A 16,865-nucleotide genomic window follows, 5' to 3' on the forward strand; every position below is an offset into this window, starting at 1 on the left:
ACAAACTCCTCATTTAGCGTCTTTGCTAACGGTATTGAGCAGGAACTTACCGATCAGGTCCTCCAGTACCAGCGACGACTGAGTGTCATGGATGGTGCCACCATCCTTGAGCAGGGACTCTTCCCCACCCACGCTGATGCCGATGTATTTCTCACCCAACAAGCCCGCAGTCAGAATAGATGCAGTGGAGTCAGTCGGCAGATTATCCACGCGCTTTTCCAGTTGCATCGTCACCCGGCCGGTGAAGCTGTCGCGGTCCAGATCGATAGCCGTGACCTTGCCGATAGTCACACCGGCCATGGTCACTTTAGCTCTGACAGTCAAACCGGCGATATTGTCGAAGTACGCGTAAAGTTTGTAGGTATCGGTGCTCGCGGCGGCCGACAAGCCACTGACCCGCAAGGCCAGCAACAGCAAAGCCAGGATGCCAGCCAGCAAGAAAAGGCCGACACCGATTTCCAGGGTGCGGTTTTGCATCAGAAATCTCCAAACATCAAGGCGGTCAGAATAAAGTCCAAGCCGAGCACCGCCAGGGAGGCGTACACCACGGTCTTGGTAGTGGCACGGCTGATCCCCTCTGAAGTGGGCTCACAGTCGTAGCCTTGGAATACGGCGATCCAGGTCACTACAAAGGCGAAAACAATACTTTTAATCACACCATTGAGCACGTCACCACTGAAGGTCACGCTGTTTTGCATGTTCGACCAGTAGGAACCTTCATAGACCCCCAGCCAGTCGACTGCCACCCAGGAGCCACCCCAGATCCCCACTACGCTGAAAATCATCGCCAGCAACGGCAGGGAAATGAAACCCGCCCACAGGCGCGGGGCAATGATGTATTTGAGCGGGTCGACACCGATCATCTCCAGGCTGGAGAGTTGCTCGGTGGACTTCATGTTGCCGATTTCCGCGGTCAGGGCCGAACCCGCGCGACCGGCGAACAGCAGCGCCGTCACCACCGGGCCGAGTTCACGCAGCAACGTCAGGGCGACCATCTGCCCCACCGCTTGCTCGGAACCGTAGCTGGACAGGATGTTGAACCCCTGCAGGGCCAGCACCATGCCGATGAACACCCCGGAAACCACGATGATCACCAGGGACATCACCCCCACCGAGTGCAGTTGCTTGACCAACAGGCCAAAGCCACCGCCAATGCCGCCGCGCCCCAACAAGGCATGGAACAGAAACAGACTGGAACGCCCCAGTACCGCCAGGACATCAATGCCTGAACGACCGAAGAGGCGAACCCGTTCGAGTAACGATATTTTGCGCATCAGCGCTTCCCCAGGAGATCTGCGCGGTAGTCCGGCGCTGGAAAGTGGAACGGTACCGGGCCGTCAGGATCGCCTTTCATGAATTGACGGATGCGCGGATTGTCGGAGTCCATCAGCTCGGCAGGAGTTCCCTGGCCCAGCACCTGGCCATCGCCCACCACATAGATGTAGTCAGCGATGCTCGCCGTTTCGGCCAGATCGTGGGAGACCACGATGCTGGTGATGCCCAGGGCATCATTGAGCAAGCGGATCAGGCGCACCAGGACGCCCATGGCAATCGGGTCCTGGCCCACGAACGGCTCGTCGTACATAAGAATCTGCGGATCCAGGGCAATGGCGCGCGCCAGGGCCACCCGGCGCTTCATGCCCCCGGACAGCTCATCCGGCATCAGGTCGATGGCGCCGCGCAGCCCGACGGCCTGCAACTTGAGCAGGACGATGTCGCGGATCATCTCTTCCGGCAGCTCGGTATGAACCCGCAAGGGGAAAGCCACGTTCTCGAAGACGTCGAGGTCGGTGAACAGGGCCCCGCTCTGGAACAGCACGCCCATTTGCTTGCGGGCATCGAACAGGTCACTGCGCGACAGCGCGGGCAGGTTCTGCCCGTTGACCCACACTTCGCCGGCGCTGGGCCGCAATTGCGCGCCCATCAGCCGCAGCAGCGTGGTTTTCCCGCAGCCGGAAGGCCCCATGATGCCGGTGACCTTGCCCCGCTGAATACGGATATCGACATTATTGAAGATGCTGCGCGCACCGCGCTTGAAGGACAGCCCCTTCAGCTCGACCGCGTAGGCGTTATCGGCACTCATCTAAACTCCTTGCGATGCAGCCTTTCACTCGGACGCTTGGCTCCCTGCCGGGAGTACATCCTCAGGGCAGGCCGAACTGGCGGCGAACTATATCACTGCTGATACGGAGCGCCCAAGGCCGAAGCCGAGGCCGTTCAGGTCGAGGACAGGCGATTCAGCGCTTTCCCTAGCCCGACGCAACAAAGCCTGACGAACTTGCGTGAGGGATTTGTTCATTACCGCTATAATCGCCGCCTTTTCATCGGGCTATACGATTTCAGACATGAGCCAATCCAGCGACCTGATTCAATCAGCACAACGCACCATCCGCCTCGAAATTCAGGCCGTAGAAGGCTTGCTGCCCCATATCGACGCAGATTTCGTACGCGCTTGCGAGATGATTCTGGCCAGCAAGGGCCGAGTGGTCGTGGTCGGCATGGGCAAGTCCGGGCACATCGGCAACAAGATTGCCGCCACCCTGGCCAGCACCGGCACCACGGCATTTTTTGTCCACCCAGCCGAAGCCAGCCACGGCGACATGGGCATGATCACCCGGGATGACGTGATCCTGGCGCTGTCCAACTCCGGCTCCACCAACGAAATCGTCACCCTGCTGCCGCTGATCAAACGCCTGGGCATCCAGCTGATCAGCATCACCGGCAACCCGAACTCGCCGCTGGCCAAGGCCGCCGAGGTCAACCTCAACGTGCACGTCGAGACCGAGGCCTGCCCGCTGAACCTGGCACCAACCTCCTCGACCACCGCCGCCCTGGTAATGGGTGATGCCCTGGCCGTGGCCCTGCTGGAAGCCCGTGGCTTCACCGCCGAAGACTTCGCCTTCTCGCACCCAGGTGGCGCGCTGGGCCGTCGCCTGCTGCTGAAAGTCGAGAACGTGATGCACGAAGGCGCCGAACTGCCGAACGTGCAGCGCGGCACCCTGCTTAAAGACGCGCTCATGGAAATGACTCGTAAAGGTTTGGGCATGACCGTGGTCCTCGAAGCCGATGGCCGCCTGGCCGGGATCTTCACCGACGGTGACTTGCGCCGGACCCTGGACCGCGCCATCAACATCCATGAAGCCAGCATCGATGACGTCATGACCCCTCACGGCAAGACCGCCCGCGCCGACATGCTCGCGGCCGAAGCCCTGAAAATCATGGAAGATCACAAAATCAGCGCCCTGGTGGTGGTGGACAAGGATGACCGCCCCATCGGCGCCTTGAACATGCACGACCTGCTGCGCGCGGGAGTCATGTAATGAGCGACGATCTGCTGCAACGTGGCAAACACATCAAACTGGCGGTGTTCGACGTCGACGGCGTGCTCACCGATGGCCGCCTGTACTTTCTCGAAGACGGCAGCGAATTCAAGACCTTCAACACCCTGGATGGCCAAGGCATCAAGATGCTGATGGCCGCCGGCGTGCAGACGGCAATCATCAGCGGGCGCAAGACCCCGGTGGTCGAGCGCCGCGCCAAGAACCTGGGGATTCCCCACCTGTATCAGGGCCGCGAGGATAAATTGGTGGTCCTGGACGAGCTTCTCGGCCAACTCAACCTAAGCTACGAACAGGTCGCGTACCTGGGTGACGATCTGCCGGACCTGCCCGTGATCCGTCGCGTCGGCCTGGGCATGGCTGTGGCCAATGCGGCCAGCTTCGTCCGCGAGCACGCCCACGGCATCACCCAGGCCCGGGGCGGCGAAGGCGCCGCACGTGAGTTCTGCGAATTGATCCTGCGTGCCCAAGGCAGCCTCGATGCGGCCAACGCCGCTTACTTATAGAGCCCCTTATGCTGAGCAAAAAGATTCGCAACATCCTGATTTTCGGGGTCATCGCCGCTTTGTTCGCGGCCGTGGGCTACTGGAACATCAGCCCGGAACGTTTTCTCGACAAGCCTGTGGCCCAGGTCGACGAAAGCGCCATCGACTATTACGTGATCAACGCCCGCAGCGTGCAGTACCTGCCCGACGGCAAGATGCAGTACGAAATGACCTCGGACAAGGTCGAGCACGTCAAGACCACCGAAGTCACCCTGCTGACCAAGCCTGACCTGCAGATGTACCGCGGCACCACCTTCCCCTGGCACGTCCAGAGCGAGCGTGGCGAGGTCAACCCGGACGGCACCCAGGTCGAGCTGATCGATTCGGTACGGGTTGCCCGCAAAGACGACAAGAATCGCAACCTGCTGATCACCACCAGCCGGATGACAGTATTCCCGCAGAAGCAATATGCGCAGACCGAGCAAGCCGTTAGAATCGACGGCGCCGGCGGCGTGACGACTGCCAAGGGAATGAAAGCGTATTTGAAAGACGGCAGGATGAACCTGCTATCGAACGTAAGAGGACAGTATGAGGCTCGTTAAAACCCTCCCTATTTTGCTCAGTCTGGGCGCAGCACTGGGAAGCGTGAGCGCCTGGGCTCTGCCGAACGATAGCCAGCAACCCATCCGCATCCAGGCCGATGACGCGCAACTGGATGACAAACAAGGCATCGCCACCTACAAGGGTGACGTGATCATTACCCAAGGTTCGATGAAGATCACCGGCAACACCGTGACCATCACCCGCGCCAACTCGGGCGAGATCGACGTGGTGACCTCGGTGGGCAACCTGGCCTACTTCGAGCAACTGCAGAAAGCCACCGACCAGAAACCGGTCCAGGCCTACGCAGTGACCATCCAGTACCACGCCCAGCAGAACCGCATCGTGCTGATCGACAAAGCCAAGGTCATCAATGACGGCAACACCACCGAAGGCGAGAAAATCGTCTACGACACCGTCAAGCAGGTCGCCAATGCCGGCCGCGCCAATGGCAGCTCGGTAACCGCGCCACGTCCGCGGATCGACATGGTGATCCAGCCGAAAAAGAAAACTGAAGAGCAGAAGGCCCAGTAATGGCAACTCTGAAAGCTCAGCATCTGGCCAAGAGCTACAAGAGCCGTCAGGTCGTGCGTGACGTCAGCCTGTCCATCGACAGCGGCCAGATCGTCGGCCTGCTCGGTCCCAACGGCGCCGGCAAGACCACCTGCTTCTACATGATCGTCGGCCTGGTCCAGGCGGATCAGGGCCGGGTCATGATCGACGACCTGGATGTCAGCCACCAACCCATGCACGGCCGCGCCCGTGCCGGTATCGGTTATCTGCCCCAGGAAGCCTCGATCTTTCGCAAGCTGTCGGTGGCCGACAACATCATGGCCATCCTCGAGACCCGCAAGGAACTCGACAAGGCCGGTCGGCGCAAAGAGCTGGAGAGCCTGCTGCAGGAATTCCACATCAACCACATCCGCGACAACCTGGGCATGAGCCTGTCCGGTGGTGAACGCCGCCGTGTGGAAATTGCTCGCGCCCTGGCTACCGCACCAAAGTTCATCCTGCTGGACGAACCCTTCGCCGGTGTCGACCCGATCTCGGTCGGCGACATCAAGCAGATCATTCATCACCTCAAGGCCAAGGGCATTGGTGTGCTGATCACCGACCATAACGTCCGTGAAACCCTGGATATCTGCGAAACCGCTTACATCGTCAACGACGGCCAGCTGATTGCCGAAGGCGACTCCGAGACCATCCTGGCCAATGAATTGGTCAAGGAAGTCTACCTGGGCCATGAGTTCCGCCTGTAAGCACTGAGGTGTTTGGCCAGTCGCCGGGGCGCCGCAAGCAATAAAATCCTGCAATTTTTATTGTTACAGCGCTCTAGGCAAACACTTCAGTTTCAGGCATATAATTTGCTTATGTTTGGCGCCTCGGCGCCCTGTAGTGGATGGCGCATGTGCGCCGGCGAATAAGGTGTTAAGCCCCTGCCATGAAACCATCGCTAGTCCTGAGAATGGGCCAGCAGCTGACGATGACACCGCAGCTGCAACAGGCCATCCGCCTGCTCCAATTGTCGACCCTGGACCTGCAACAGGAAATCCAGGAGGCCCTGGAGTCCAATCCGATGCTCGAACGCCAGGAAGAAGGCGACGACTTCGATAACAGCGACCCATTGGCCGACAACGCCGAGCAGAAACCCAACACCGACATCCAGGAACCCTCCTACCAGGAAACCGCCCCCACGGTGGACAACCTCGAGGAAGGCGAATGGAACGAGCGCATCCCCAACGAGCTGCCCGTCGACACTGCCTGGGAAGACGTCTACCAGACCAGCGCCAGCAGCCTGCCGAGCAACGATGACGACGAGTGGGACTTCACCACCCGTACCTCCGCCGGCGAAAGCCTGCAGAGCCATCTGCTCTGGCAATTGAACCTGGCCCCGATGTCGGACACCGATCGCCTGATCGCCGTGACCCTGATCGATTGCATCAACAATCAGGGCTACCTGGATGAAACCCTCGAGGAGATCCTCGACGCCTTCGATCCGGAACTGGACATCGAACTGGACGAGATCGAAGCCGTCCTGCACCGCATCCAGCAATTCGAACCGGCCGGCATCGGCGCCCGCAACCTAGGCGAATGCCTGCTCCTGCAATTGCGTCAACTGCCGGCCAAGACCCCATGGCTGGCCGAAGCCCAGCGCCTGGTCACCGACTACATTGACCTGCTGGGCAGCCGCGACTACAGCCAACTGATGCGGCGCATGAAGCTCAAGGAAGACGAGCTGCGCCAAGTCATCGAACTGGTACAGAGCCTCAACCCGCGCCCGGGCTCGCAAATCGAGTCCAGCGAAGCCGAATACGTTGTGCCCGACGTTATTGTGCGCAAGGACAACGAGCGCTGGCTGGTAGAGCTCAATCAGGAATCCGTACCGCGCCTGCGAGTGAATGCGCAATACGCTGGTTTTGTCCGCCGCGCCGACACCAGCGCCGACAACACCTTCATGCGCAACCAACTGCAGGAAGCGCGCTGGTTCATCAAGAGCCTGCAAAGCCGCAACGAAACCCTGATGAAGGTCGCCACCCAGATCGTCGAACACCAGCGGGGCTTCCTCGAGTACGGTGACGAAGCGATGAAGCCGTTGGTCCTGCACGATATCGCTGAGGCGGTGGGCATGCACGAATCGACCATTTCCCGGGTGACCACGCAAAAATTCATGCATACCCCACGGGGCATATATGAACTGAAATACTTTTTCTCCAGCCACGTCAGCACCTCCGAAGGCGGCGAATGCTCGTCCACGGCGATCCGCGCGATCATCAAAAAACTGGTCGCTGCGGAAAATCAGAAAAAGCCGTTGAGTGACAGCAAGATCGCTGGTTTACTGGAGGCACAAGGCATTCAGGTAGCCCGTCGTACCGTCGCCAAGTACCGCGAATCCCTTGGGATCGCGCCTTCCAGCGAACGGAAGCGGTTGATGTAGTCGCCGGGCTAGCCACAGCGTTCCAGGGTGTGTTCGAAAGCAACCGAGCAGCAATCAGGCAAGGATGATTTCGGACACAACCTAAGTGGCAGGCAACCCAGCCTGCCGCCTTATGCACTGGCAACGAAGGAGAAGCTGTATGCAAGTCAACATCAGTGGACACCAACTGGAAGTGACCGAACCCCTGCGCGCTTATATCGGCGAAAAACTCGACCGACTGGAGCGCCACTTTGACAAGATTACCAATGTGCAGGTAACGATGGCTGTCGAGAAACTGAAACAGAAAATCGAAGCCACGCTGCACATCCACGGTGGGGAGGTTGTCGCCAATGCAGAACATGACGATATGTATGCTGCGATTGACCTGCTCACGGACAAGCTCGACCGCCAACTGAAAAAGCATAAGGAAAAGCAACTCCACCTTCTCCAAGGCACGGGTCGCTAACACTCCCCTCCCATGATCCGACTTGAAAGCATCCTGACCCCCGGCCGTTCCCTCGTGAACGTGCCGGGCGGCAGTAAAAAACGCGCCCTCGAACAAATTGCCAACCTGATCAGCCGCGAAGTGCCTGATCTGGAGATGCAGGATGTCTTCGAGAGCCTGATTGCCCGTGAAAAACTCGGTTCTACGGGTTTTGGCAACGGCATCGCTATTCCTCACTGCCGTCTAAAAGGGTGCGCGTCGCCTATCAGCGCCTTGATGCACCTGGACGCCCCTATCGATTTCGACGCCATTGATGGCGCTCCGGTCGACCTGCTGTTCGTATTGCTGGTCCCGGAAGCGGCCACCGATGCTCACTTGGAACTGCTCCGGCAGATCGCCAGCATGCTGGATCGCAAGGAAGTGCGTGACCGGCTGCGCAGCGCCTCCAGCAATGAAGCCCTGTATCAGGTTGTCCTGGACGAACAGAACGGTCACTAGCCATGCGTTTGATCATCGTCAGCGGCCGTTCCGGCTCGGGTAAAAGCACCGCCCTCGATGTTCTTGAGGACCACGGTTACTACTGCATCGACAACTTGCCCGCCGGGTTGCTGCCCGAACTGGCCGAGCGTGCGTTGATCCACACCGAGCTGGCACAACCGCTGGTGGCGGTGTCCATTGACGCACGCAACCTGCCCAGCCACTTGTCGCGCTTCCCCGAGCTCCTGGAAGAAGTCCGTGCCCGGCACATCCAGTGCGATGTGCTGTACCTGGACGCCGACGAGGAAACCCTGCTCAAGCGCTTCTCGGAAACCCGCCGGCGCCATCCGCTCAGCAGCGCTAATCGCTCCCTGGCGGAGGCCATTCACGACGAAACCCAATTGCTCGGGCCGATCGTCGATCTGGCCGACCTCAAGGTCAACACCACCAACCTGAACCTGTACCAACTGCGCGACACCATCAAGTTGCGCCTGTTGAACCAGCCTGAACCGGGCACGGCGTTCCTGGTGGAGTCCTTCGGGTTCAAACGCGGGATGCCGGTGGATGCGGACCTGGTATTCGATGTGCGCTGCCTGCCCAACCCCTATTGGAAACCCGAGCTGCGCGACCAGTCGGGGCTGGATCAACCGGTTGCCGAGTACCTGGCGGCACAGCCGGATGTCGAGGAGATGTTCCAGGACATCTCCAGCTACCTGCTCAAGTGGTTGCCGCGCTTCGCTGCCAGCAACCGCGCCTACGTCACTATTGCCATTGGCTGCACGGGCGGGCATCACCGCTCCGTCTACCTGACCGAACGCCTGGGTCAGGTGCTGCAACAATCCCTGAAGAACGTCCAGGTTCGCCACCGCGACCTTAGCTGAAAGGATCTACCCCGCGATGCCTGCTCTGGAAATTGAAATCATCAACAAACTGGGCTTGCATGCCCGTGCTTCAGCCAAATTCGTCGGCGTTGCCGGTCAGTTTCCTTGCCAGATCAGAGCGGGCAGAACCCCGGAATCCATGGTCGACGGCAAAAGCATCATGGCCATGATGATGCTGGCCGCCGGCAAGGGCACCAAGATTCATTTGAAAACCGAAGGCGAGCAGGAGCAGGAAGCGCTGGATGCGCTGGTGGCACTGATCAACAATTATTTCGACGAAGGCGAGTAAAGGCGACAGGGCAAGCCTGCCGCCAGGCACTCAAGCGAGTGCCGTATCCATCACCATCATCAGACAAAAGCCGATGCACAGCCCAAGGCTGGCGAGTTTTTCATTGCCGTTGCGTCGCGACTCCGGAATCACTTCCTGAGTCACCACCAAGAGCATCGCCCCCGCCGCCAAGGCCAAGCCCAAGGGCAACAACAGCTCGGCAAGGCTGACCAGCCAGGCACAGAGCAGGGCGAAGACCGGCTCAACCAGGCCGGACGCCGCACCGATCAGGAACGCCCTGACCCGCGACATCCCCGCCCCTGCCAACACCAACGCGATCACCAGCCCCTCTGGCACATCCTGCAGGGCAATGCCCATGGCCAGGCTGTCAGCGTCGGCCATACCGCCACCGGCCGACACCCCCACCGCCATGCCTTCGGGAATGTTGTGGGCGATGATCGCAAACACAAACAGCCAGATACGCGGCGGAATCAACGGGTGCTGCGGCGTGCCCACCAGCACCTCCGGAGTGACGCCGGAGAGCCGGCGGTCCACGAGAAACAGGCAGAACGCGCCCAGCATGATGCCCAAGCTGATCAGGCCACTGGAGGCCCAAGGCGAAAGCCCCAGGCTTTCAGCGGCCGCAATACCCGGCACAATCAATGAAAAGGCGGTGGCCGCCAGCATCACGCCCGCACCAAACCCCAACAATGTGTCGCTCAACGCCACAGGCATCCGGCGGATCACCAGCACCGGCACAGCCCCAAGGGCCGTGCCCAGGGCACAGATCGCCCCGCCTTGTAACGCCCGCAACAGTCGCGGCTCCAGGTTCAGCCAGCTCAGTCCTTGAGCCACCAGCAATGCGGTCCCCGCCAACAGCAACAGCGAACCGAACGCATAACGAAACATTCGTCCGCCGCTGATCGCCAGTGTTTCAGTGCCCATAGTCGGCCTTAGATCTTGTCAAGTTGGAGACTCAAGCCACGGCTGCTTGATAGCGCTGAGCCACTTCAGGCCAGTTGATGACGTTGTAGAACGCGTTGATGTATTCCGGCCGGCGGTTCTGGTAACGCAGGTAATAAGCGTGTTCCCACACGTCCAGGCCAAGGATTGGGGTGTTGCCGTTCATCAGCGGGCTGTCCTGATTGCCGCTGCTCTCCACCACCAGCTTTTTCTCCGGGGTCACGCTGAGCCAGGCCCAGCCGCTACCGAAACGGGTCAGCGCCGCTTTGGTGAACGCCTCTTTGAAGTTGTCGAAGCCCCCCAGTTGTTCCTCGATGGCCTGCCACAGAGCGCCCTCGGGTTTGCCGCCACCCGACGGCGTCATGACCGCCCAGAACAGCGAATGGTTGGCATGCCCGCCACCCTGGTTGATCACCGCTGCGCGGAGTTTTTCTGGAAGCTGCTGGACGCTGGCCACCAGCTTTTCAACCGACCAGTCAGCCCACTCGGTGCCTTCTACCGCGGCATTGAGGTTGTTGATGTACGTCTGGTGGTGCTTGCTGTAGTGAATTTCCATGGTCTGTGCATCGATGTGCGGTTCCAGGGCGTCGTAGGCGTAAGGCAGTGCAGGCAAGGTAAAGGACATTCAATGTGCTCCGTAATGTGGGCCATTCGGGATCGCGACGTCAGGCGCCATTTGCGCGACGTGGTTCTCCAGCAGGCGATGCGTACGCGGGTATTCGCCGTGTTCACTGATGAAATTCAGCAGCTCAACGTAGGTCTTGCTGCTTTGGCGAAACGCCGCTTCGCGCAAAGCGAGAGGCAGCCGGTTGTCCTGCAGGGTCTGCAACAGGCGCTGGTGGATCGCGCAGAGGTACTCCGCGCTTTCCTCCGGCTGGTTCAGGCGCAAGTGCAGGTCGGCCAGGTTGTGGTGGGAAATGACGCAGGCCGCAACGGCTTCGTCGGCATCCGACCAGCGCTCGAACAGCACCTGGGCCAAGGCCAGCGCCTGCAGGTAATACTCGCGAGCATCCACAAGATCGCCCTGAATGAAGAAGCGATTGGCCCTTTCGATCGTGCGTTTCCAGTGTTCCATGGTGAGCCTCCAAAGCCGGATCGGGGATTACACGCCGCCGGCGGTGAGCTTTTCCGGATCCAGCAGGACTTCCAGCTGGCTACGGGAAAGATCGGTGTGTTCCAGGGCCACATCGATCACCGGACGCCCTTGCTTGTAGGCGGTCTTGGCGATTTCCGCGGCTTTTTGATAACCGATGATCGGGTTCAAGGCGGTTACCAGGATCGGGTTGCGCGACAGCGCTTCCTTGAGCTTGGGTTCATTGACCTTGAAGCTGGCGATGGCCTTGTCGGCCAGCAGGCGGCTGGAGTTGGCCAGCAACTCGATACTGCTCAGCAAATTCTGGGCAATGATCGGCAGCATCACGTTGAGTTCGAAGTTGCCCGACTGGCCGGCCACGGTGATCACCGAGTCATTGCCAATCACTTGCGCCGCCACCATGGCGGTGGCTTCCGGTATCACCGGGTTGACCTTGCCCGGCATGATCGAGGAGCCCGGCTGCAGGCCTTCCAGTTCGATCTCGCCGAGGCCCGCCAGCGGACCGGAGTTCATCCAGCGCAAGTCGTTGGCGATCTTCATCAGCGAGACCGCAATCGCCTTGAGCTGGCCGGACACTGCTACAGCGGTGTCCTGGGAGCCGATCAGGGCGAACAGGTTCACACCCGGGGTGAAGGTCACTTGGGTCAAGCGGCTCAACTGCTGGCTGAACCGCGCGGCGAATTCAGGGTGAGCGTTGATCCCGGTGCCGACGGCCGTGCCGCCCTGCGCCAGCGCCTGCAGGCTCGGCAGCAGGTCTTGCAGGTGACCGATATTGGCCTTGAGTTGCTGGGCCCAGCCTTCCAGCACCTGGCTCATACGCACTGGCATCGCGTCCATGAGGTGAGTACGCCCGGTCTTGATGAACGGATGAACTTCGACCGCCTTGCGCTCGATCACTGCCACCAGGTGCAACAGCGCCGGCAGCAGTTGTTCGTGCAGGGTCAAGGCGGCACTGACGTGAATGGTGGTAGGGATAATGTCGTTGCTGCTCTGGCCGCAGTTGACATGGTCGTTGGCGTTCACCGCCTCGCCCAACAGGCGGCTGGCCAGGGTTGCCAGCACTTCGTTGGCGTTCATGTTCGAACTGGTTCCGGAACCGGTCTGGAAGATATCCACCGGGAAGTGCTGCATGTAGTCGCCTTCCAGCAGGCCCTGGGCGGCATCGACAATGGCCTTGCCCTGCGACTCGCTCAGTTGCTGGAGTTCGACGTTGGCCTTGGCCGCAGCAGCCTTCGCCAGGATCAAGGCGCGAATGAACTGCGCCGGCATGCGCTGCCCGCTGATGGGAAAGTTATCCACCGCACGCTGGGTTTGCGCGCCATACAACGCGTGCTCGGGGACCTGCAACTCGCCCATGCTGTCGCGTTCGATACGGGTATTACTCATCGGGAAATCCTTGCACCAGTTCGATCAGGGGGATGGAAGGCAGCAGCGAGCACGTCGCCAACTGCCAGGCATAGCTTTGCCAGCGCTTGAGCCGGCATTTGCACAAAGAGAGTCGCTCCAGATCACGCAGGGGGCGCCAGGCCTGGTCCAGGCACTGGCTGCGCCAATGCCAGGGCAAGGCCGTGTCGAGCGCGGTATCGAGCAACAAACGGAAGGAGGTTTCAGCCACGGTCCAGGCGGAAGTGCTGGTGCAACAGGCCAGATAGCGCCCCTCGGCCAGGTAATGTTCGATCAGGCGAGGCTCGTCTGGATCAAGGGCACAACGGATCTGGCGGCTCATCCAACGCCAGCTTTCGAGGTAATGCTGCTCGTGCAGGGCAGTACTCATGACCGGGGCTCATCTACGAAATGAGACTCATTGTTATCTGATATTGATAATCAAATCAATCTGGCGTGTACGAATTTTGCTCAAAAAAAAGCGCGCCACCCGAAAAGGTGGCGCGCCTGGGGCCCTGCAATCAGATCAGCTGCCCGCGACGGTCATCCGCTCAATCAACACCGAACCGGTGCGGATATTGCTGCGCAGTTCCAGGTCATTACCCACGGCAACGATCTGCTTGAACATGTCGCGCATGTTGCCGGCGATGGTCACTTCCTGGACCGCGAACTGGATCTCGCCGTTCTCCACCCAGAAGCCCGCCGCGCCGCGGGAGTAGTCGCCGGTGACCATGTTCAAGCCATGGCCCATCAACTCGGTGACCAACAGGCCGCGGCCCATGCGCCGCAACAACGCCGCCTGGTCTTCGTCGCCGTGGGTGACAAACAGGTTGTGCACACCGCCGGCGTTGGCGGTGCTCGGCAGCCCCAGCTTGCGCCCGGAGTAAGTGCCAAGAATGTAAGACACCAACTCGCCCTTCTCGACGAACGGCTTGGCGTAAGTGGCCAGGCCATCACCGTCGAAAGCCGCGCTGCCCATGGCCTGCATCAGGTGTGGGCGCTCGTCGATGGTCAGCCATTCCGGGAACAGTTGCTGGCCCAGGGCGCCCTCCAGAAATGACGATTTGCGGTACAGATTGCCACCGGAAATCGCCCCCAGGAAGCTGCCGAACAAGCCACCGGCCAGTTCTGCGGAGAACAGCACAGGCACTTCACAGGTCGGCACCGGGCGCGCGCCCAGACGGCTGGCGGCCCGCTGTGCAGCTTTCTGGCCGATGCTGGCCGGGTCAGCCAGCAGGTTGCCCTGGCGGCTGACGTCGTACCAATAATCACGCTGCATCTGGCCATTGGCCTCGGCAATCATCACGCAGCTCAGGCTGTGCCGGGTCGAGGCATAACCGCCAACAAAGCCGTGGCTGTTGCCATAGACGCGGCAACCTTGATGGGTGCTCAGGGTGGTGCCATCGGCGTTCTTGATCCGGCTGTCAGCGGCAAAGGCTGCCGCTTCGCAGGCCAGCGCCTGCTCGATAGCTTGCTCCGGGGTGATGTCCCAGGCGTGGAACAGATCGAAGTCCTTCAGGTCCTTGGCCATCAGCGCCGCATCGGCCAGGCCCGACGCCTCGTCTTCCGAGGTGTGCTTGGCAATGGCCAGCGCCGCGGCGACGGTCTCGCGAATGGCATCCGGGCCGCTGGCGGAGGTGCTGGCCGAGCCCTTGCGCTGGCCGACATACAAGGTGATGCCAAAGCCCTGGTCGCGATTGAACTCGACGGTTTCCACTTCCCGCTGACGCACCGACGTGGACAGGCCCTGCTCCAGAGAAACCGCGACCTCACAGGCGCTGGCGCCCTGGCGCTTGGCCTCGGCGATGATCTGCTCAACCTGTTCCTGCAGTGCCGGCAAAGCTTGTGGGCCGACGCTTTCTGCTGCACTCATGGTTTTCTCCACTCAAATTCTGCTTTCGGTTAAGGCCTTCGAGCGACCAGGCCGGACAAGCGGCCCCCGACTGGTTATCATGGCGGCGTTTCTTTGCGGACTGCCACCATGGTTGATTCTTACGATGACTCCCTCGATGGGGAGAAAAGCAAATCCCAGGTCAAACGCGAGCTGCATGCTCTGGTTGACCTCGGCGAGCGCCTTACAACACTCAAACCCGACTTGCTGGCAAAACTGCCGTTGACCGACGCCATGCGCCGGGCTCTGGCCGATGCGCCCAAGCACACTGCGAACATCGCCCGTAAACGCCACCTGCAATTCATCGGCAAGCTGATGCGTGACCAGGACACTGCGGCGATTCTGCAACTGCTTGACCAACTCGATGCCTCCACCCGGCAGTACAACGAACGCTTCCACGGCCTGGAACGCTGGCGCGATCGCCTGATCGCAGGCGATGACGGCGTGCTGGAGAAGTTCGTCGTTGACTATCCGGAAGCGGACCGTCAACAACTGCGCTCCCTGATCCGTCAGGCGCAGCATGAGCTGGCCCATAACAAGGCGCCGGCCTCCAGCCGTAAAATCTTCAAGTACATCCGTGAGCTGGACGAAGTTCAACGCGGTCTGCGCTGATCCTCGCACCGGGTGGGTTGCCACGCAGCCCACCCGCCGCTCCACGCCTCAAGCCCCCGTGCCACCCACTGTGATGCCATCGATTTTCAGGGTCGGCTGACCCACGCCCACCGGCACCGATTGGCCATCCTTGCCACAGGTCCCCACGCCGCTGTCCAGCGACAAGTCATTGCCGACCATGGACACTTTGCTCATGGCTTCCGGGCCGTTGCCGATCAGGGTCGCGCCCTTGACTGGAGCGGTGATCTTGCCGTCTTCGATCAGGTACGCCTCGCTGGTGGAGAACACGAACTTGCCGCTGGTGATGTCTACTTGGCCGCCACCCAGGTTGGCGCAGTAGATACCCTTTTTCACCGAGGCAATGATTTCCGCCGGGTCGCTTTCGCCCGCCAGCATGTAAGTATTGGTCATGCGCGGCATCGGCAGGTGCGCATAGGATTCGCGACGACCGTTGCCGGTGCGCGCCACGCCCATCAGGCGGGCGTTGAGCTTGTCCTGCATATAGCCTTTGAGCACGCCGTTTTCGATCAGGGTGGTGCACTCGGTCGGGGTGCCTTCATCGTCCACGGTCAGTGAGCCGCGACGGCCAGCCAGGGTGCCATCATCGACGATGGTGCACAGCTTGGAGGCGACCATTTCACCCATGCGCCCGCTGTAGGCCGAACTGCCCTTGCGGTTGAAATCGCCTTCCAGGCCGTGGCCCACCGCTTCGTGCAGCAACACCCCGGACCAGCCGGAGCCCAGCACCACTGGCAAGGTGCCGGCCGGTGCCGGAATGGCTTCCAGGTTCACCAGGGCCTGGCGCAGCGCTTCACGGGCATACCCCATGGCGCGGTCTTCACTGAGGAAGTACCGGTAGTCGGTGCGCCCACCGCCACCATGGCCGCCGCGCTCGCGCCGGCCGTTCTGCTCGACAATCACGCTGACATTGAAACGCACAAGCGGCCGCACATCGGCGCTCAAGCCGCCATCGGTGGAAGCCACCAGGATGCGCTCCCAGACCCCGGCCATGCTCACGCTCACCTGCTGGATGCGCGGGTCCAGGGCACGGGTGGCGACATCGATGCGTTTGAGCAGCTCGACCTTCTCGGCACGACTGATGACTTCTAGGGGGTTATCCGGCGCGTACAACTGCGCCACGTCCTGAGTGCTGAAGGCCTGCACGCTGCCGTTCTGCCCGGCCCGGGAAATCGAGCGCGCCGCACGCGCCGCCTGGCCCAGCGCTTCGAGGGTGATGGCATTGCTGTAGGCAAAGCCGGTCTTCTCACCGGATTGCGCCCGCACGCCAACGCCCTGATCAAGGTTGAAACTGCCTTCCTTGACGATGCCGTCTTCCAGGGACCAGGACTCGGAAATCTGCCCCTGGAAATACAGGTCGGCAGCATCGATCCCAGGGCCGGCCAGATCGCCCAGCACACTCTGCAGGCTTTCAATGGTCACGCCACCAGGGGCTAAAAGGTGTTCACTGACTGAGGACAACAACCCGCTCATATGCTTTGCGCCTTAAATTCGTCG

The 16,865-nt window shown here is 60.8% G+C and carries 21 protein-coding genes; 11 read left to right on the forward strand and 10 right to left on the reverse strand.

What is annotated here, in order from left to right:
* Positions 1–9: 9 nt before the first annotated feature.
* Genes mlaD through M1B35_RS20125 form a run of 3 tightly spaced genes read right to left on the reverse strand, consistent with a single transcriptional unit; the run spans position 10 to position 2,083 of the window.
* Entirely contained in the window at positions 10–477 is a 468-nt protein-coding gene (gene mlaD / locus M1B35_RS20115; protein ID WP_123337159.1) for an outer membrane lipid asymmetry maintenance protein MlaD, read from the reverse strand.
* Positions 477–1,274, reverse strand: coding sequence for a lipid asymmetry maintenance ABC transporter permease subunit MlaE (gene mlaE, locus M1B35_RS20120; RefSeq protein WP_123337161.1), 798 nt, complete (start codon positions 1,272–1,274; stop codon positions 477–479). Before mlaE ends, mlaD begins: the two co-directional genes overlap by 1 nt.
* A complete protein-coding gene (locus tag M1B35_RS20125; RefSeq protein WP_123337163.1) occupies positions 1,274–2,083 on the reverse strand; it encodes an ATP-binding cassette domain-containing protein in 810 nt (269 codons plus the stop codon). The genes mlaE and M1B35_RS20125 overlap by 1 nt, the downstream gene beginning before the upstream one ends.
* 262 nt (positions 2,084–2,345) lie before the next feature.
* On the opposite strand from M1B35_RS20125, the gene M1B35_RS20130 reads away from it, so the two are divergent.
* The 10 genes from M1B35_RS20130 to M1B35_RS20175 all read left to right on the forward strand — a co-directional run bounded on the left by M1B35_RS20130 (position 2,346) and on the right by M1B35_RS20175 (position 9,429).
* Positions 2,346–3,320, forward strand: a complete 975-nt coding sequence (locus M1B35_RS20130) for a KpsF/GutQ family sugar-phosphate isomerase (RefSeq protein ID WP_123337165.1) — start codon at positions 2,346–2,348, stop codon at positions 3,318–3,320.
* A complete protein-coding gene (locus M1B35_RS20135; RefSeq protein ID WP_123337167.1) occupies positions 3,320–3,844 on the forward strand; it encodes a KdsC family phosphatase in 525 nt (174 codons plus the stop codon). The genes M1B35_RS20130 and M1B35_RS20135 overlap by 1 nt, the downstream gene beginning before the upstream one ends.
* Positions 3,845–3,852: 8 nt before the next feature.
* The gene (gene lptC / locus M1B35_RS20140; RefSeq protein WP_123337169.1) at positions 3,853–4,425 is read left to right on the forward strand and encodes an LPS export ABC transporter periplasmic protein LptC; all 573 of its coding nucleotides are present in this window, start codon (positions 3,853–3,855) and stop codon (positions 4,423–4,425) included.
* The gene (lptA, locus tag M1B35_RS20145; protein WP_268262866.1) at positions 4,412–4,957 is read left to right on the forward strand and encodes a lipopolysaccharide transport periplasmic protein LptA; all 546 of its coding nucleotides are present in this window, start codon (positions 4,412–4,414) and stop codon (positions 4,955–4,957) included. The genes lptC and lptA overlap by 14 nt, the downstream gene beginning before the upstream one ends.
* Positions 4,957–5,682: an LPS export ABC transporter ATP-binding protein gene (gene lptB, locus M1B35_RS20150; protein WP_123337173.1), complete on the forward strand. Its 726-nt coding sequence runs from the start codon at positions 4,957–4,959 to the stop codon at positions 5,680–5,682. Before lptA ends, lptB begins: the two co-directional genes overlap by 1 nt.
* Before the next feature lie 182 nt (positions 5,683–5,864).
* Complete coding sequence (locus tag M1B35_RS20155) at positions 5,865–7,358, forward strand: RNA polymerase factor sigma-54 (protein WP_123337175.1); 1,494 nt, start codon at positions 5,865–5,867, stop codon at positions 7,356–7,358.
* A 139-nt stretch (positions 7,359–7,497) separates the two neighbouring features.
* Positions 7,498–7,803, forward strand: coding sequence for a ribosome hibernation-promoting factor, HPF/YfiA family (hpf, locus tag M1B35_RS20160; protein WP_016966642.1), 306 nt, complete (start codon positions 7,498–7,500; stop codon positions 7,801–7,803).
* 12 nt (positions 7,804–7,815) lie between these two features.
* A complete protein-coding gene (gene ptsN, locus M1B35_RS20165; RefSeq protein ID WP_268262867.1) occupies positions 7,816–8,280 on the forward strand; it encodes a PTS IIA-like nitrogen regulatory protein PtsN in 465 nt (154 codons plus the stop codon).
* Between the two features lie 2 nt (positions 8,281–8,282).
* Positions 8,283–9,140 carry an RNase adapter RapZ gene (gene rapZ / locus M1B35_RS20170; protein WP_123337179.1) on the forward strand — a complete coding sequence of 286 codons (858 nt, stop codon included), beginning with the start codon at positions 8,283–8,285 and terminating at the stop codon, positions 9,138–9,140.
* Positions 9,141–9,156: 16 nt separating this feature from the next.
* On the forward strand, positions 9,157–9,429 hold the full coding sequence (locus tag M1B35_RS20175; protein WP_060837549.1) for an HPr family phosphocarrier protein: 273 nt from the start codon (positions 9,157–9,159) through the stop codon (positions 9,427–9,429).
* Between the two features lie 30 nt (positions 9,430–9,459).
* Here the strand turns inward: M1B35_RS20175 and M1B35_RS20180 are convergent, their stop codons facing one another.
* The 6 genes from M1B35_RS20180 to pmbA all read right to left on the reverse strand — a co-directional run bounded on the left by M1B35_RS20180 (position 9,460) and on the right by pmbA (position 14,720).
* Positions 9,460–10,353, reverse strand: a complete 894-nt coding sequence (locus M1B35_RS20180; protein WP_123337182.1) for a ZIP family metal transporter — start codon at positions 10,351–10,353, stop codon at positions 9,460–9,462.
* 31 nt (positions 10,354–10,384) lie between these two features.
* The gene (locus M1B35_RS20185; protein ID WP_268262868.1) at positions 10,385–10,996 is read right to left on the reverse strand and encodes a superoxide dismutase; all 612 of its coding nucleotides are present in this window, start codon (positions 10,994–10,996) and stop codon (positions 10,385–10,387) included.
* Positions 10,997–11,446, reverse strand: coding sequence for a hypothetical protein (locus tag M1B35_RS20190; RefSeq protein WP_123337186.1), 450 nt, complete (start codon positions 11,444–11,446; stop codon positions 10,997–10,999). It lies immediately after the preceding gene.
* A gap of 27 nt (positions 11,447–11,473) precedes the next feature.
* Complete coding sequence (locus M1B35_RS20195; RefSeq protein ID WP_123337188.1) at positions 11,474–12,850, reverse strand: class II fumarate hydratase; 1,377 nt, start codon at positions 12,848–12,850, stop codon at positions 11,474–11,476.
* Positions 12,843–13,238: a FagA protein gene (locus M1B35_RS20200; RefSeq protein ID WP_123337190.1), complete on the reverse strand. Its 396-nt coding sequence runs from the start codon at positions 13,236–13,238 to the stop codon at positions 12,843–12,845. Before M1B35_RS20200 ends, M1B35_RS20195 begins: the two co-directional genes overlap by 8 nt.
* A 135-nt stretch (positions 13,239–13,373) precedes the next feature.
* Entirely contained in the window at positions 13,374–14,720 is a 1,347-nt protein-coding gene (gene pmbA, locus M1B35_RS20205) for a metalloprotease PmbA (RefSeq protein ID WP_268262869.1), read from the reverse strand.
* Positions 14,721–14,828: 108 nt separating this feature from the next.
* On the opposite strand from pmbA, the gene yjgA reads away from it, so the two are divergent.
* Positions 14,829–15,350 (forward strand): ribosome biogenesis factor YjgA, encoded by a 522-nt coding sequence (gene yjgA, locus M1B35_RS20210; RefSeq protein ID WP_123337194.1) that lies wholly within the window; start codon positions 14,829–14,831, stop codon positions 15,348–15,350.
* A gap of 48 nt (positions 15,351–15,398) precedes the next feature.
* On the opposite strand, the gene tldD is transcribed toward yjgA, so the two are convergent.
* The gene (gene tldD, locus M1B35_RS20215; RefSeq protein WP_268262870.1) at positions 15,399–16,841 is read right to left on the reverse strand and encodes a metalloprotease TldD; all 1,443 of its coding nucleotides are present in this window, start codon (positions 16,839–16,841) and stop codon (positions 15,399–15,401) included.
* Positions 16,842–16,865 lie beyond the last annotated feature (24 nt).

Source organism: Pseudomonas morbosilactucae (genome assembly GCF_023241665.1).
Classification (GTDB): Bacteria; Pseudomonadota; Gammaproteobacteria; order Pseudomonadales; family Pseudomonadaceae; genus Aquipseudomonas; species Aquipseudomonas morbosilactucae.

Excerpts from the sequence above, each read along its gene's own strand:
- mlaE (WP_123337161.1), bottom strand. The coding sequence starts at position 1,274 with ATGCGCAAAATATCGTTACTCGAACGGGTTCGCCTCTTCGGTCGTTCA.
- M1B35_RS20155 (WP_123337175.1), top strand. The coding sequence starts at position 5,865 with ATGAAACCATCGCTAGTCCTGAGAATGGGCCAGCAGCTGACGATGACA.
- pmbA (WP_268262869.1), bottom strand. The coding sequence starts at position 14,720 with ATGAGTGCAGCAGAAAGCGTCGGCCCACAAGCTTTGCCGGCACTGCAG.
- lptC (WP_123337169.1), top strand. The coding sequence starts at position 3,853 with ATGCTGAGCAAAAAGATTCGCAACATCCTGATTTTCGGGGTCATCGCC.
- M1B35_RS20175 (WP_060837549.1), top strand. The coding sequence starts at position 9,157 with ATGCCTGCTCTGGAAATTGAAATCATCAACAAACTGGGCTTGCATGCC.
- M1B35_RS20130 (WP_123337165.1), top strand. The coding sequence starts at position 2,346 with ATGAGCCAATCCAGCGACCTGATTCAATCAGCACAACGCACCATCCGC.
- mlaD (WP_123337159.1), bottom strand. The coding sequence starts at position 477 with ATGCAAAACCGCACCCTGGAAATCGGTGTCGGCCTTTTCTTGCTGGCT.
- M1B35_RS20125 (WP_123337163.1), bottom strand. The coding sequence starts at position 2,083 with ATGAGTGCCGATAACGCCTACGCGGTCGAGCTGAAGGGGCTGTCCTTC.
- hpf (WP_016966642.1), top strand. The coding sequence starts at position 7,498 with ATGCAAGTCAACATCAGTGGACACCAACTGGAAGTGACCGAACCCCTG.
- lptA (WP_268262866.1), top strand. The coding sequence starts at position 4,412 with ATGAGGCTCGTTAAAACCCTCCCTATTTTGCTCAGTCTGGGCGCAGCA.
- M1B35_RS20200 (WP_123337190.1), bottom strand. The coding sequence starts at position 13,238 with ATGAGTACTGCCCTGCACGAGCAGCATTACCTCGAAAGCTGGCGTTGG.
- M1B35_RS20135 (WP_123337167.1), top strand. The coding sequence starts at position 3,320 with ATGAGCGACGATCTGCTGCAACGTGGCAAACACATCAAACTGGCGGTG.
- M1B35_RS20195 (WP_123337188.1), bottom strand. The coding sequence starts at position 12,850 with ATGAGTAATACCCGTATCGAACGCGACAGCATGGGCGAGTTGCAGGTC.
- ptsN (WP_268262867.1), top strand. The coding sequence starts at position 7,816 with ATGATCCGACTTGAAAGCATCCTGACCCCCGGCCGTTCCCTCGTGAAC.
- yjgA (WP_123337194.1), top strand. The coding sequence starts at position 14,829 with ATGGTTGATTCTTACGATGACTCCCTCGATGGGGAGAAAAGCAAATCC.
- lptB (WP_123337173.1), top strand. The coding sequence starts at position 4,957 with ATGGCAACTCTGAAAGCTCAGCATCTGGCCAAGAGCTACAAGAGCCGT.
- M1B35_RS20190 (WP_123337186.1), bottom strand. The coding sequence starts at position 11,446 with ATGGAACACTGGAAACGCACGATCGAAAGGGCCAATCGCTTCTTCATT.
- M1B35_RS20185 (WP_268262868.1), bottom strand. The coding sequence starts at position 10,996 with ATGTCCTTTACCTTGCCTGCACTGCCTTACGCCTACGACGCCCTGGAA.
- tldD (WP_268262870.1), bottom strand. The coding sequence starts at position 16,841 with ATGAGCGGGTTGTTGTCCTCAGTCAGTGAACACCTTTTAGCCCCTGGT.
- M1B35_RS20180 (WP_123337182.1), bottom strand. The coding sequence starts at position 10,353 with ATGGGCACTGAAACACTGGCGATCAGCGGCGGACGAATGTTTCGTTAT.
- rapZ (WP_123337179.1), top strand. The coding sequence starts at position 8,283 with ATGCGTTTGATCATCGTCAGCGGCCGTTCCGGCTCGGGTAAAAGCACC.